This is a genomic window from Minwuia sp., from assembly GCF_048007105.1.
In the GTDB taxonomy this organism is placed as follows: Bacteria; Pseudomonadota; Alphaproteobacteria; order Minwuiales; family Minwuiaceae; genus Minwuia.
Window position 1 is genome coordinate 3,770,931 of record NZ_CP180352.1, and the last position, 14,343, is coordinate 3,785,273.

The window sequence follows — 14,343 nt, forward strand, 5'->3', positions numbered from 1 at the left end:
TCAGTTCTTGGCGGCGCGCTCCACACGACGCTCGGCGATACGGGCCGACTTGCCGCGGCGGCCGCGCAGGTAATACAGCTTCGCGCGGCGCACCTTGCCGTGGCGGACCACCTGGATGCTGTCGATGGTCGGCGAATAGAGCGGGAAGACACGCTCCACACCCTCACCGTAGGAGATCTTGCGCACCGTGAAGGCCGAGTTCAGGCCGCGGTTGCGCCGCGCAATGCAGACGCCCTCGAAGGCCTGCACGCGTTCGCGGTTGCCCTCGGTGACGCGCACGTTCACGCGCACGGTATCGCCCGGCTGGAAATCCGGAATGGTCTTGCCCTCGGTTACGCGGGCGATCTCTTCGGCGTCGATCTGTTCGATCAGGTTCATTGCTCTGTTCCTTCTTCGCTTGTGTAGCGCCGCCAGAGGTCCGGTCTCCGCTCCCTGGTGATCCGCTCGGCCTCTGCCTTGCGCCAGGTGCGGATGCGGGCATGGTCGCCGCTCAGCAACACCTCGGGAGGGTTCTTGCCCTCCCATTCCCTTGGCCGGGTGTACTGGGGATATTCCAGCAGCCCGTCCGCAAAACTCTCTTCCGCCAGGCTCTCGGCATTTCCCGCCACACCCGGCAACAGCCTCACCACCGCATCCAGCAGCGCGAAGGCCGCAAACTCGCCGCCCGACAGGACAAAGTCGCCGAGGCTGACTTCCATCACCGGCCGGGCTTCCAGTACCCGCTCGTCGACGCCCTCGAAGCGTCCGCAGACCAGCGTCGCGCCGCCGGCGTCCCGGACCTCCTCGACCAGCGCCTGATCCATTAGCCGCCCGCGCGGGCTGAAATAGATCAACGGCGCCGCGCCGTCATGGTTCGCGTCGATGGCCGGTCCCAGCACATCCGCCCGCATCACCATGCCCGCGCCGCCCCCGAACGGGGTGTCGTCGACGGACCGGTGTTTATCGTGGGCGAAGTGCCGGATGTCCACCACTTTCAGGCCCCAGAGACCGGTTTCCAGCGCTTTTCCCGACAGCGCGACACCCAGAGGACCCGGAAACAGTTCCGGGTACAGGGTCAGCACCGTCGCGTCGAAGCCGCTGGCGGTCATCCGGCCTCTCCGCCGTCGTCCTCCCCGGTGTCGATCACCTCGATCTCGTCGGGCAGCAGCACCTTCAGCACACCGTTCGGCAGGTCGATCTCCGGCACCACATCCAGGGTGAAGGGCAGCATCCGCCCCGGCCCCTTCGACGGTTTCACGTCCAGCACGTCGCCGGCGCCGAAATCATGCACCGCGCGAACAATCCCCAGACGCTGGCCATCGACCGTCTCGACCGCGAGGCCGATCAGGTCGGCGTGGTAGAAGTCCTCCGCGTCGTCCAGGTCCGGCAGCGCCTCCCGTCCGACATAGAGTTCCTCGCCCTTCAGCGCCTCGGCGTCCTCACGCTTGCGCACTCCGGACAGCTCGGCGATCACCCCGCCCTTCGTCGCGCCGGTGACCTTCAGCCCGAACTGCCGTTCGCCGCTGCGGTCGGTGACCGGCCCATAGGCGCCGACATCTTCCGGCGCCTCGGTGAAGGTCTTCAGTCGAACGCGGCCACTGACGCCGTGGGCGCCAGTGACAACCGCCAGAAGAACCCGGTTACCGGACATGGCGCGACCTGGAGGGACGGAAGGCGGTTACGCCTCCGTCTTCTCCTCGGCGGCCTCTTCGGCAACCTCTTCCGCCGGCGCTTCCTCGGCGGGGGCTTCCTCGACCGGCGCCGCAGCGGCCTCGGCCTTCGCCTGCGCCTCTTCCTCGGCCTTCATGCGGGCGGCCTCGATGCGCTCCTGCGCCTTCGCGCCCGGCTTGGCCTTCTGCGGGTTGTTGCGGGTCTTGGGCGAAAGCACGCCTTCCTTCTCGAGGAACTTCGAGACGCGGTCGGTCGGCTGCGCGCCGTGACCCAGCCAGTGCTTCGCGCGCTCCAGATCGATCACGACGCGGTTCTCGTCGCCCTTCGGCAGCATCGGGTCATAGGTGCCGATACGCTCGATGAAACCGCCGTCCCGCATCGCGCGGGCGTCGGCCACGACAATCCGGTAGAACGGGCGCTTCTTGGCGCCGCCTCGGGACAGCCTGATCTTCACAGCCATGGTCAATCTTCTCCTTGGTTTCGCTGTTCGTGTCAGCCGCGGCTACATGCGCGGCAGAATTCCCTGAAGTCCGGCACGCATCATCCCGGACTTACCCATCTTCTTGACCTTCTTCATCATCACCGACATCTGCTTCCACTGCTTCAGGACGCGGTTCACGTCGGGCACCTCGACGCCCGAACCGGCGGCAATGCGCTTCTTGCGGGAGGCGTTGATGAGTTTCGGATTGCGGCGCTCCTTCGGCGTCATCGAGGAGATGATCGCCTCCTGCCGCTTCAGCATCTTCGGGTCGATATTGGCGTCGGCGAGCTGCTTCTTGACCTGCTTGGCGCCCGGCAGCATGCCGGCCAGACCTTCCAGACCGCCCATCTTCTGCATCTGCTGCAGCTGACCGCGGAGATCCTCCAGATCGAACTCGCCCTTCTTCAACTTCTGGGCGAGCTTTTTGGCCTCTTCCTCGTCGATCGATTCCTGGGCCTTCTCGACCAGACCGACGACATCGCCCATGCCGAGGATGCGGTTCGCGATCCGGTCGGGGTGGAAACCCTCCAGCGCGTCCAGCTTCTCGCCCACGCCGATCAGCTTGATCGGGCGGCCGGTGACCGCGCGCATCGAGAGCGCCGCACCGCCGCGGCCGTCGCCGTCGACGCGGGTGAGCATGATGCCGGTCAGGCCGATGCGCTCGTCGAACTGCTTGGCCACATTGACGGCGTCCTGGCCGGTCAGCGCGTCGGCGACCAGCAGGGTCTCGTGCGGACCGACCGCGTCGCGGACCGCGGCCACTTCGGCCATCAGCTGCTCATCGACATGCAGCCGGCCGGCGGTGTCCAGCATGACCACGTCGAAGCCCTGAAGCCGCGCCGACTGCATCGCCCGCCTGGCGATATCGACCGGCATCTGGCCCGGCACGATCGGCAGCGTCGCGACCTCGGCCTGTTCGCCAAGCACCTTGAGCTGTTCCTGCGCGGCCGGACGGCGAACGTCCAGCGAGGCCATCAGAACCTTCTTCTTCTCGCGGTTCTTCAGCCGGAGCGCGATCTTGGCCGTCGAGGTCGTCTTGCCCGAACCCTGCAGGCCGACCATCAGCACCGGCACCGGCGGCACCGCGCTCAGGTTCAGATCCTCGGGTTCGTCGCCCAGCACCTTGATCAGGTGGTCGTTGACGATCTTGACGACCATCTGGCCCGGCGAGACCGAGCGGATGACTTCCTGTCCGATGGCCTCCTTGCGGACCTCGTCGATGAAGTCCTTGACGACAGGCAGGGCGACATCGGCCTCCAGCAGCGCCACACGCACCTCGCGCAGCGCCTCGCCCACGTCCTTCTCGTTCAGCGCGCCACGCTTGCGCAGCTTGCCGAAGACATCACCAAGTCTGTCGCTCAGGCTCTCGAACATCGCCCTGTCTCCAAACCACCGCCCAGCCAGACCCATGCACAACGCAGAATGCACCGGCGGACGAAACTCGTCGGCCGATGTGTATCGCCCGTCGGGGGCGACACGGAAAGTCACGCTTTCCGGCTGGTGGCGGGCTTCTACGCCCGCTTGCCGCTCAAGTCAATCTCGGGCGGCTACTTGCAGACAGGCTGATCGTAGAGTTCGACTTCCTTCAGCCGCGCCACCACGGCCAGATCGTCTGTCTCCATCGTGAAATCGCCGGAAAGGCCATTCTCCCAGAAGCGCATCTGCGTCTCGTAGAAGGGCGCAGAGTCCCGCGCGTCCAACTTGAAGAACGAGACGCGGGTGATCCAGGACTTCATCCCGGCCATGGACTCCGGCAACACCGCATCCTCGGTCCCGCCGCTCTTGGCCGGCTGGATGAAGCTGTCGACCTGTGAAAGCTCGTCGCCATCGAAGGTCCTGGCGTTGTGGGTGATGGCCCCGTCGAGAGCCGCCCGGATCAAGTCGTCGGTATGTTGCAGCGGGAACAGGACATTGCCCGGCAGGGCTTCAATGGGATCGCCCTTGGCACCTTCCCGCTTCGAATAGGTGATCGTCGCCGGTTCCGCAGCCGATGCGCGGACCGCCTTGCCTTCCAGTTCCACGATCGGGGTCTCGTTGACCAGTTCGCGCACCTGGAAGCGCAGTACCTTGCCATCCGCGGTTTCGTAGAAGCTCAGGATGGTCTCCGAGCGGATGGCGTTGCCCTGGGCGCTGATCAGGTCCAGCAGCATGCGGTGATTGTAGGTCGTCCCTTCGCAGGTCCGGTCGTAGTGATAGACCATGCGCCCGCCCACCTGGGCGAAGGCCGAACCGTTGTCCCGCTTCAGGCGCTCCATGTCATAGACCGCCCGGTGGGGCCGGAGATCCAGTCCCGCATGGGCCGGGAGGGCCAGAAACACGATCGTCAGGACTGCTGCCACAAAGCGCATGGTTGTCTCGCACTGGTTTATGTTCGGCACTAACCTGAGACGGAAAGGGCACCATTACAAGGTTGAGGGAGAGGACATGGCTTCGAAACCGTCCCTGCTGGTCACGCGCCGCATGCCGGATGCCGTCACGGCGCGCGCATCCCGCGACTACGATGCCGAACTCAATCCGGACGACCGGATCATGCCGCAGGACGAGTGGCTGGCGAAGGCCGAGGGAAAGGACGGGCTGATGATCTGCTCTTCGGAGAAGGTCACCGCCGAGGCGGTCGCCCGCCTGCCCGGCAGTGTGAAGATCATCTCGACCTTCTCGGTCGGCCACGAGCACATCGACATCGAGGCGGTGAAGGCCAGCGGCCGGACGGTCACGAACACGCCCGACGTGCTGAACGAGGCCGTCGCGGACATCGCCATGCTGTGCCTGCTCGGCGCGGCACGACGGGCGCACGAAGGCCAGACGCTTGTGCGGCAGGGCGAATGGAACGGCTGGTACTCGACCATGCTGCTGGGCAAGGATCTGACCGGCGCCCGGCTCGGCATTCTGGGCATGGGCGGTATCGGACAGGCGATCGCGCGCCGCGCCAGAGGCTTCGGCCTCGCGGTCCACTATCACAACCGTACCCGCCTCGCGCCCGAACTGGAGGGCGATGCGATCTACCACGACAGCGCCGAAGGCCTTGCCGCCGTTGCCGATTTCCTCTCGGTCAGCTGTCCCTCGACCGACGAGACCCGCGGCATGGTGGACGCGGATTTCATCGCGGCCCTGCCTCCCGGCGCGGTTCTGGTCAACACCGCCCGGGGCGACATCGTCGACGACGATGCGGTGATCGAGGCGCTGCAGAGCGGGCGGCTCCGCGCGGCGGGCCTCGACGTCTTCAAGGGAGAGCCGGCGCTGGACGTCCGCTACCGCAGCCTGCCCAACGTCTTCCTGCTGCCGCATCTGGGCAGCGCCACGGACAACACCCGCGACGCAATGGGCTTCTGCTGCCTGGACAATCTCGACGCCTTCTTTGCCGGTAAAGCTTGCCCTACCGCCCTCTGACGACAGGGCAAATTGTGCCTCCGGATGCAGTGGCAGGGCGGCGCGAACACCCTAACCTTTTGAAATCGTTGACTGGCCAAACTCGGCACGGCGGTTGCTTTCCATCGTTGCGAGACCCCAACCGACGGAGAGATCAGCATGAGCCTGGCCATATCCTCAGAAACAGCCCTGAACCCGGCGCTGGCGCGCCTGACCAGCGAGATCTCCCGACGGTTCTATTCACCCGACGCCAGTTATGACGGCGAGCGGCTGATGCTGCTGGAGAAGGTTCTCGACTTCGCCATTCACGCCGAACAGCAGCTTGCCGAGCAGAAGGAGCGCATCGCCCATCTGGAGACGATGACCCGCACCGACGAGCTCACCGGCCTGCTCAACCGGCGCGGCCTGGAATGCATGCTGGGCCGCCTGATCGCCAGCGCCAGCCGGCACGGCGAGACCGGTGTGATCTGCTATGTCGATATCGACGACTTCAAGGGCGTCAACGACCGCCACGGCCACGCCGCCGGCGACGAGGCGCTGAAGCTCATCGCCTCCATCCTGTCGGACAACACCCGCGCCGACGATATCGCGGCGCGGATCGGCGGCGACGAGTTCGTCATCGTGCTGACCTCGACGAACATCCGCGACGGCCTGCGCAAGGCCAAGAAGCTGCAGGCGCAGCTGAACAGCAGCCGCGTCGAGTTCGGCGGCGCATCGGTGCCTCTGTCAGTGTCCTTCGGCATCCAGGCCTATGACGGCAAGACCTCGGTCAATGACGTCCTGGCCCGCGCCGACAAGGCCATGTACGCCCAGAAGCGGGACCGCAAGACCCAGCTGGTCGCCATCGCCACCGGCTGACCGCCGGCTAGAGGGCCGTCGGTTCCGGTTCGCCCAGCGCCATGTGGTGCAGCGAACCGCCGACCGCCTCGGCCTCCACCTGAACCGCTTCCCTGTCCGGGAACAACTCCGCGATCCGCCGAAGCGCCTCGTCGTCGACCGGATCGTTGAGCCGGGGCGTCAGCACCACGCCACGCGCCAGATAGAACCCCATGTAGCTCGACGAGGCCGGCTGGATCTTCTCGGGCACCGGGAACTCGATCACCTCGACCTCGCCCCCGAACGGGCTCCTCGCAAGTTTCAGCCGGTTCAGATTGTCCTGCATGGCGCGGAAGTCCGGATGCTCCGGATCGTCCGGTGAATGAATGGCAACGACGCCCGGCCGGATGAAGCGGCAGAACCGCCCCACATGGCCGCCGCCGCCCTTCAGCCCGCTGATCCCCTCGCCCAGCCAGATCACCCGGACGATGCCGAAGAAACGCATCAGGATCTCCTCGGCCTCGCTGCGGCCGATCAGCGGGTTCCGGTTGGGACTCAACAGCGTCTGCTCGGTGACGATGGCCGTGCCCAGACCGTCGGTCTGCACCGCCCCGCCCTCCAGCACGATCGGCCCGCGGTAGTTGGCGAAATCCATCAGCCGGACCAGTTCCTCGGCGAAGCCGTGATCCTCCTCATGGACGATGTGGCGTCCGCCCCAGCCGTTGAACTTCCAGGCGACCGTCTTGATACGGCCGTCCTCGGTGGTGATGAAGGTCGGTGCCAGATCGCGGATCCAGCCATGCGCCGACGGCCGTTCGATGATTTCCACCCTCGGCCCGAGCGTCAGGGCGGCTTCCTTCGCGACGTCAGCCGGAACGATCATCCGGACCGGCTCGTGGCGGGCGATGGCGCGCGCGATGTGAGCGAAGGCGACGCGCGATTCCAGCAGGCCGCCCGGCATCTCCTCGGGATCGGTCGGCCAGGACATCCAGGTCCGCGTATGCGGCGCCCAGTCGGGCACCGGGAAAAAACCGTCGAAGGATGGATTGTCTTCAGTCATGCACTCTCAGTCCAAACAGCGTCCGGGGCGCCGCGATGCCGCGCAGCCTGTGCTCGCCCAGATCCTCCAGCCGGTCCGGATCGCCAAGCTCGACCGCGAACGCCGCCGATATCAGAAGGTGCCGCTCCAGGTCGCTGCAGGCGGCCTCCATGCGCGCCGCCTCGTTGACCGCGGGCCCGATGATGGTGAAGTCGAGCCGCCCCTCGGCCCCGACATTGCCATAGGAGACGTCGCCCAGATGCAGCGCGATGTCCAGCGGCATCCAAGGCGCGCCCTCTGCCCTCAGGGTTGCGTTCAGACTGTCCGTCCCCTTCAGCGCCTGGACTGCCGCCGCAAGCGCCTGTGTGGCGCGCTCAGCGCCGTCCCGGCTGTCGAAAACCGCCAGCAGACCGTCCCCGAGAAACTTCAACACCTGACCGCCGTGTTGCTCCACCGCCCCGCACAGTACCGCCATGTATCGGTTCAGCAGACCGACGATCTCCGCCGAATCGTGGCGGTCGGACAGGCTGGTGAAGCCCCGCAGATCGGCGAGCAGGATTGCCGCCCGGATGACCTGCGTATCGCCGCGGTGCACGTCGCCATGGATGATGCGCTCGCCGGCGTCCTGACCGACATAGGTCTGCATCAGCGCTCTGGCGCTGTCGGTGAAGACGCGTGTCTTGAGCGCAAGGGCGAACACCGCGACCGCGCGCCTGAGATCCGGCAGCGCCTTCCCGAACCCGCCGGGCTGCCGCGTGCTCCAGCTGGTGATGACACCCAGTTCGCCGATGTGTGTCTCGTGATCGGCGGTCGAGGTCCAGCCGAAGGGGAACAGTTCGGCATGGTATTCGGTAAGCTCGACCTGCTTCAGGTCGTCGAACAGCGCGAACCACTGCGCCGGCCGGTTTCCGTCCTCGAGGCTGACCGTGAGGACTTCCGTGCCGCTCTGCAGCATGTAGACCAGAGGACTGCGGTGCCAGGCCGGGTCGGCCCGGTCCGAGTGGCTGAAGGACTGTTCGGCGACCAGCCCCTGATCGTCCCACCACGTCGCACTGAAGCCGCGGATCGAGGGATGCACGACGCCGGTGCCAAGCTGCATCCGAGCAAGTGGCACGCCGGCGGCGACAAGCCTTTCGCAGAAGCCCGAGATCAATGCGTCCTGTTCGAGACTCTCCAGGCCTGCGCGGATCGTCCACGCGATGACGCCGTCGATGTCCGCCGCTTCCGCTCGCTCCCCCATGACCCGCACTATGCGATGAAGTCAGATTGCCGCCAACCACGCGATGGGCGATAAGACCCCACGCTAGAACCGAAAGGGAGGCAATGATGGCTGGCAAGATCGAAGCGCGACTGAAGGAACTGGGCATCGAACTGCCCGTGGCATCGGCCCCGGCAGCCAACTACGTGCCCTTCGCCATCACCGGCAATCAGGTCTTCGTCGCCGGACAGGTGCCGTTCTGGAACGGTGAACTCACCTCGATCGGACGCCTCGGCGACGGCTACACCGTCCAGGACGGCCAGAAGGCGGCCCGGACCTGCGCGCTCAACATCATCGCCCAGTTGAAGGAAGCCTGCGGCGGCGACCTCGACCGCGTGAAGCGCATCGTCAAGCTGGGCTGCTTCGTGAACTGCACGGCAGACTTCACCCAGCACCCGGCGGTCGCCAATGGCGCCTCCGACCTGATGGTGGAAATCTTCGGCGATGCGGGACGGCATGCCCGCTTCGCGGTTGGCGTGAATGTCCTGCCGTTGGGCGTCGCCGTCGAAATCGACGCGGTCGCCGAAATCGCGTGAGCCTGCCCGGCTGGATGACGGCGGCCCCGATCGCGCATCGGGGGCTTCACCGGCCCGGACCCGCCTGTCCCGAGAACAGCCTGGCGGCGCTGGATGCCGCTTTCGAAGCCGGATTTCCGGCCGAGGTGGACGTCCAGCTGAGCCGGGACGGCGAAGTCGTCATATTTCACGACCACGGCCTGAAGCGTCTGACCGGCGTACCCGGCAAGCTTTCGGACCGGACCGTGCGGCAGATCTCGCGGCTCCGTATCCACGGCGGCGGCGAGACTCCGCCACTGCTGCGTGACGCGGTGGCCCTGTTTCCCGATCTGCCGCTGCTGATCGAACTGAAGATGGGCGATCCGCGTCTGCCCGGCGCCGTGGCCGCGGTTCTGGACGGCTATGACGGTCCCTTCGCCGTACAGAGTTTCGATCCGGATATCGTGCGCTGGTTCGCCGACAACCGGCCAGACTGGCCCCGCGGCCTGATCGCCTACGAGAAACTGCAATTCAGTTTCCGCGCGCGGGAGCCGCGCTACCTGCCGTCCTTCATTCCGCATTGCCGCCCGGACTTTGTGGCCTGGCATGTCGGCGATCTGCCGGTGCCGCCGGACGTGCCCGCGGACCTGCCGGTTCTGACCTGGACCGTGCGCAGCCATGCCGACCGGCGCCGCGCGAAGCGCCACGCCGACAACATGATCTTCGAGGGCTTCTGGCCCTAACGCGGTCCTGTTCTGAGACGCCCGCGCGCTGCACTGGCCCGCGGCCGCACCTCGCAGTCGCCCGAAGTGACATCGGCGCCGTCCCTGGCCAGGTAGAGATCGCCCGGCCCGACCGTGCCTTCGTGGTCGCCGGTCCGGAAGGCGATGCGTCCCTGCCCGCTGCGCGAAGCCGAAACGGCGGTCTCGGCACCACCCAGCCGGATGACGGTCAGCATCGAGAGGACCGCCGAGGCCGTGTCGGCGACGAAGACACCGTGAAACTGATCCGGCGCCTCGCCGAGCTTCCGGGGATCGGGCTTCTCGGGGAAGCCGTCGGAGACCTTCAGCTTCATCTCCGGTCCGTTCAGCACCTCGATGTCGGCGCGACCCGCGCCGTTGCTGACCGACGCGGTCAACCCGGTTCCGGCGCGGATGGGCACCGCGGCGTGGAAGTTCCATTCCCAGCGTTTCGGCGTCCGCGCCTCCATGTAGTCGTGGATCAACAGGACGCTCCCGGGCAGACGGACCAGCGTGCGTTCCGCCCGTGTGACATCGCCGCCATAGGCCGTGGCGGCCTCGCCAGTCAGCTTCACGACCTCGCCGCAGCGCCAGTAGTCGATCAGCCGGCCCGATGCGTCCGGATCGTCGATCGGCTGACCCTGGCCGCCGTCGAACGTGATGGCGTTGTGCGCCCTTGTCTGCCGGGTCCAGCTGTTGTGATGCGGCGTGCGGTAGCCGTCATAGTAGCCGCTGTCGATGAGCAGCGGCTTGCCTGCCCCCATGATGTGGAACGAATTCTGGTCGGCATGGCTGTGGCTGAAGGAGCCGTACTGGCTCGACTTGAACAGAACCGAGTAGCGTTCCGGCGAACCCAGATCCGAGTGGATCATGGCCCACCCGATGTCGGGAAAGATCGCGGCGTCCGGCAATTGCGCCCGGGGACCGCCGCCGCTCTGCGGGCTGGCGAAGAGACGCGGCCAGAGCAAGGCGTTCGAGACCTCATCCGTGATCCGGCGCGATTGCAGATAGGCCTGCCAGTCCTCCAGCAGCCGCACCGCCACCTCGGGCCGGCCGCGCTCCTGATAGAGCCGGACGATCTCGGCCCAGAGCACCGGCCGAAGCAGTTCGCCACCGTCGCCGAAACCGGCATAGGCGACGCCGGGCGGCGTGGCGTAGTTCAGGAAGCTGACGAAATTCCGGACCCAGACCGTGTCGAAGGCGCGGAAGCCCGTGGCGTTCTCGATCACGTCCCAGCTGTCGATGTGGTTCACGAACTCCCAGACGCCGTAATTCACGCCGTTGGAATACCCGCCGTCGCCGCCGCCCCACGGGGTCACGATCGCCGAGACCAGCGGATAGGCCCCGTGGAACCAGGCAGCCGCATCCTTGGATTCGCCGATCATCAGCGACGAAATCGCCAGCAGGTGCGTCGCGATCTGGAAGCCGTGGCTGCTCAGCGCGTACTGGCTGAGATTGCCGCGTTCGTTGACGAAGAAGTACTTGAAGGCCGGCTTCACCCGAAGTTCGATGTGGCGCCGGATCTGGGCCCGCAATCCGGCATCGAGTTCGCCGTAGAGAATGTCGTAGGCCCGGGCCATGGTCTTGGCGATGCGGATGTTGAGCAGATCGTCCGCTGCGTGGCCGGTGCGCCCCACCGCGTCGAGGGAGACCATGCCGCGGAGATAGGCCTCGCCGGCCTGCTGCGCCTGCGCCCGCCGCCTGTCGCCCGGCGGGCTCAGCGCGTAGATCGCCACGGCGTCGTTCATGCGCCGCATGATCTCGCGGGTCTTGCCCCGGACCTCGCCGCTGCGCAGGCCGCCACGTCCCGCCGAATCCACCTGACGTCGAAGCTCGCCGAAGTCGATCGGGCGGCGCGCATCGCTCAGGAAGCGGCGCTCGACAAGGCCGAACAGGTCCGCGCGGCTGTCGCGGAGGTTCGCCACGCCCTTGGCCAGCGACCTCGGCCTCGACGCGTTCTGGGCGGTTTCGGCAGCCTTCAGAAGCGGCGGGGCACCAAAGCTGTTGGCCGCGTCGGAGAGCCGGAAGCGCCGCGGCTCCGACCAGCCCTCACGGACGCCGCCGCCCTGCGGCGCGCCACTCCGGTCCAGCCGCCGCACCTGCCACTGATAGGTGCCTGTCGGCAGCGGGTCTTCGGGCCGGAATAGATTGTCCCGCATCGTTTCCATCCGGAAAGGCTGCCCGTCGCGGAGGATGCGGAGCTGGTAGGTGTAGGCGGTGCGGTCGGACTTCCAGCCGAAGACCGGCGGGTTCTCCATCTGGACGCTGCCGTCCTGCGGGAACTCGCGGAACTCCTTCTTGCCCGAGGGCGTGACCCAGTCCTGGATGTTGCGGGGCAGCGGCGGCGGATTCTGGTGCGCATCCCACGCAGCCACTCCACCCGGCGCCGCCAGGCCGGTGGCCAGCGCCAGCGCCCGGAACAGCCTTCCGAAGCCGGGGGTCAAGTCCGGTCTGCAGCGCCGGTCGAGTTGACGAGCGCCGCCACCACTGTGTGGTCCCAGACCTTGCCGGCCTGGGTCCAGAGCTGTTCCAGCGCCTCCTGCTTGGGCAGTGCGGCACGGTGCGCCCGGTCGCTGATCATGGCGACATAGGCGTTCGCCAGCGAGACGATCTGCGCCGTCACCAGCAGGTCGGCTCCGCCGATGCCGGCCGGTTCTCCGCCGCCGTCGAAGCGCTCGCGCAACTGCCGGAGCGTGTTCACCACCGGCCCATCAAAGGCCACGCCTTCGACGATATCGGCTGAGGCCAGCATGCTGTCGCGGACCTGCGCGCGTTCGTCTTCGGAAAGGTTGCCGTCGCGGGTCAGCAGTTCCGGATCGATCTTCAGCTTGCCCAGGTTCATCAGGCGGGCCGCGGTCTCGGCAGCGGCGGCCTCCGTCTCGGACAGGGAAAGCTGCTCAGCCATGCGGCGCGACAGCCGCGCGACGCGCCGCGAGTGGCTGGCGGCGTACTTGTCGCGGGCATCAATCAGATCGACCAGCACGTTGACGAGTGCATCCAGTTGCGCCGCCCTGGCTTCGCGCTCGACAACAATGTCGGTCATGTCCTCGCTGACCAGCAGCACGCCGTCATCGTCCAGCGGCACGTGGGAGCGCCTGACGACATGACGGCCATCGGCTTCGTTGATGTCGTCGGTCTTCCAGACCGTTTCGCCGTCGCGCCTCGCTTCGGCATTGGCCTCCATCAACGGCTCAGCCCGGCCTGGCCCGAAGATGCCGATCAGGTCCTTGCCAACAGCGTCTTCCGGTTCGATCGCCGCCGTCGCGACTGCATGCCGGTTGGCGAAGCGGACCCGCTCGTCGGTGCCAAGCGCCAGAATGCCGGCCGGCACCGCATTGATCAGACGCTGCAGCAGGCGGTTCAGCCGGTCGGTCTCGTCGCGCGACGCGGCGATCTGCCGGGAAGCACGGTCGAGGCGGTGACTGACGGCGAAGCGCCAGGCCACGAGGATGCCCAGCGCAAACAGGGCCACGCCGAGCAGGGAGACGATCTGCACCAGCCGGATACGCGCCTCGTCGTCGGCCAGTGCCCGGTCTCGGTCGACGGCGCGAATGACAGTCCACGGCATGTCGGTGACCTGCCTTCCGACGGCGATCACGCGGCCGATGTTGGCGTCGTAGACCCCGGCGCCACGTGGCTGGCCGGCAAGCGCCGCCATGGCGGCGTCACTGTGTTCGGCGCCCGAGCGGCCGATCATCCGCAATTCCGCGCCGCCGCTCTGAATCAGCCAGGTCGCGCTCGTCGCCGGGTCCTCGCCGGGCTGGTCGAGCAGGCCGCGGAAATCGTCGTCGAGACGCCGGAAGGCGATGATCTGGCCCAGCGGCGCGGCGCCGGCCTCGATCGCCGGAACAGCGGCGCGGATCGCGATCATGGGCGCGCCATCGACATCGAAGACCGGGGACACGGCGGCCCCGCGCGCGGCCAGCTGCCCGGCATCGAACGGCGCCGCTTCCAGCAGCGGTGCGGCCGTCGTCGCGGTCAGCACCAGTCCTTCGGCATCCAGCAGCAGCACACCGCCCGGCAGTTGCCGCCCCTCTTCATCCACACCGCCATAGCCGGCGCGGACCGCTTCGTCGCCGAGCAGTTCCTCGACATAGATGAGCTGCCCGTCGACGGCTTCGCGCGGCACTTCCGGATCGGCACGGTCGACCATGTAGAACTGGACGGCCCGGTGGCCGGAGAGCTTCAGCGCCTCGTTGCGGCGTTGCGTCAGCCAGCCTTCCACAGCGGCGCGGCGGCTGTCGGCGACGACGCCGATCCGGTCGAACCAGTCCTCCCGCAGGCGCTGGCGTTCATTGTCCGCGTAGTTGACGATCAGCGCGGTGAGGCCCAGCCCGATGAGGAGCAGGCATCCGAAGGCAACAACCGTGTAGCGCCGGTACTTGCGACGGTCGTCGCGGATCGGATCGGACTGCGCGTTCTGCGCGGTATCGGTCATGGCGATGCGGCTCTGTGCGGCTGATGTGCGAGGCGGCCAATCTTACACCGCGGCAAGGTTA

Annotated in this window: 14 protein-coding genes; 4 read left to right on the top strand and 10 right to left on the bottom strand. The window is 67.0% G+C overall.

The genetic code is table 11. The features are described from left to right. The 6 genes from rplS to ACMVY4_RS18335 form a co-directional block, all read right to left on the bottom strand. Positions 1–378 (bottom strand): 50S ribosomal protein L19, encoded by a 378-nt coding sequence (gene rplS, locus ACMVY4_RS18310; protein ID WP_416897408.1) that lies wholly within the window; start codon positions 376–378, stop codon positions 1–3. Continuing rightward, positions 375–1,088 carry a tRNA (guanosine(37)-N1)-methyltransferase TrmD gene (trmD, locus tag ACMVY4_RS18315; RefSeq protein WP_416897409.1) on the bottom strand — a complete coding sequence of 238 codons (714 nt, stop codon included), beginning with the start codon at positions 1,086–1,088 and terminating at the stop codon, positions 375–377. Before trmD ends, rplS begins: the two co-directional genes overlap by 4 nt. Next, positions 1,085–1,630, bottom strand: coding sequence for a ribosome maturation factor RimM (rimM, locus tag ACMVY4_RS18320; protein WP_416897410.1), 546 nt, complete (start codon positions 1,628–1,630; stop codon positions 1,085–1,087). The genes trmD and rimM overlap by 4 nt, the downstream gene beginning before the upstream one ends. Before the next feature lie 27 nt (positions 1,631–1,657). Next, positions 1,658–2,110, bottom strand: a complete 453-nt coding sequence (gene rpsP / locus ACMVY4_RS18325) for a 30S ribosomal protein S16 (protein WP_416897411.1) — start codon at positions 2,108–2,110, stop codon at positions 1,658–1,660. A gap of 42 nt (positions 2,111–2,152) precedes the next feature. After that, complete coding sequence (gene ffh, locus ACMVY4_RS18330; protein WP_416897412.1) at positions 2,153–3,505, bottom strand: signal recognition particle protein; 1,353 nt, start codon at positions 3,503–3,505, stop codon at positions 2,153–2,155. Positions 3,506–3,678: 173 nt separating this feature from the next. Continuing rightward, positions 3,679–4,479 carry an EipB family protein gene (locus ACMVY4_RS18335; protein ID WP_416897413.1) on the bottom strand — a complete coding sequence of 267 codons (801 nt, stop codon included), beginning with the start codon at positions 4,477–4,479 and terminating at the stop codon, positions 3,679–3,681. A gap of 76 nt (positions 4,480–4,555) precedes the next feature. Between ACMVY4_RS18335 and ACMVY4_RS18340 the strand changes: the two genes are divergently transcribed. Beyond that, positions 4,556–5,518, top strand: a complete 963-nt coding sequence (locus ACMVY4_RS18340; RefSeq protein ID WP_416897414.1) for a 2-hydroxyacid dehydrogenase — start codon at positions 4,556–4,558, stop codon at positions 5,516–5,518. Positions 5,519–5,656: 138 nt separating this feature from the next. Next, entirely contained in the window at positions 5,657–6,355 is a 699-nt protein-coding gene (locus ACMVY4_RS18345; RefSeq protein WP_416897415.1) for a GGDEF domain-containing protein, read from the top strand. 7 nt (positions 6,356–6,362) lie between these two features. On the opposite strand, the gene ACMVY4_RS18350 is transcribed toward ACMVY4_RS18345, so the two are convergent. After that, on the bottom strand, positions 6,363–7,373 hold the full coding sequence (locus ACMVY4_RS18350; protein WP_416897416.1) for an agmatine deiminase family protein: 1,011 nt from the start codon (positions 7,371–7,373) through the stop codon (positions 6,363–6,365). Continuing rightward, a complete protein-coding gene (locus ACMVY4_RS18355; RefSeq protein ID WP_416897417.1) occupies positions 7,366–8,592 on the bottom strand; it encodes an adenylate/guanylate cyclase domain-containing protein in 1,227 nt (408 codons plus the stop codon). Before ACMVY4_RS18355 ends, ACMVY4_RS18350 begins: the two co-directional genes overlap by 8 nt. A gap of 86 nt (positions 8,593–8,678) precedes the next feature. Here ACMVY4_RS18355 and ACMVY4_RS18360 point away from each other — a divergent pair, with 86 nt between their 5' ends. Then, on the top strand, positions 8,679–9,146 hold the full coding sequence (locus ACMVY4_RS18360; RefSeq protein WP_416897418.1) for a RidA family protein: 468 nt from the start codon (positions 8,679–8,681) through the stop codon (positions 9,144–9,146). A 14-nt stretch (positions 9,147–9,160) separates the two neighbouring features. Next, complete coding sequence (locus ACMVY4_RS18365) at positions 9,161–9,847, top strand: glycerophosphodiester phosphodiesterase family protein (protein ID WP_416897419.1); 687 nt, start codon at positions 9,161–9,163, stop codon at positions 9,845–9,847. On the opposite strand, the gene ACMVY4_RS18370 is transcribed toward ACMVY4_RS18365, so the two are convergent. Together ACMVY4_RS18370 and ACMVY4_RS18375 are read right to left on the bottom strand one after the other, a co-directional pair. Further along, a complete protein-coding gene (locus tag ACMVY4_RS18370; protein WP_416897420.1) occupies positions 9,844–12,288 on the bottom strand; it encodes a heparinase II/III domain-containing protein in 2,445 nt (814 codons plus the stop codon). The genes ACMVY4_RS18365 and ACMVY4_RS18370 overlap by 4 nt on opposite strands. Further along, entirely contained in the window at positions 12,285–14,282 is a 1,998-nt protein-coding gene (locus ACMVY4_RS18375; protein WP_416897421.1) for an HD-GYP domain-containing protein, read from the bottom strand. The genes ACMVY4_RS18370 and ACMVY4_RS18375 overlap by 4 nt, the downstream gene beginning before the upstream one ends. Positions 14,283–14,343 lie beyond the last annotated feature (61 nt).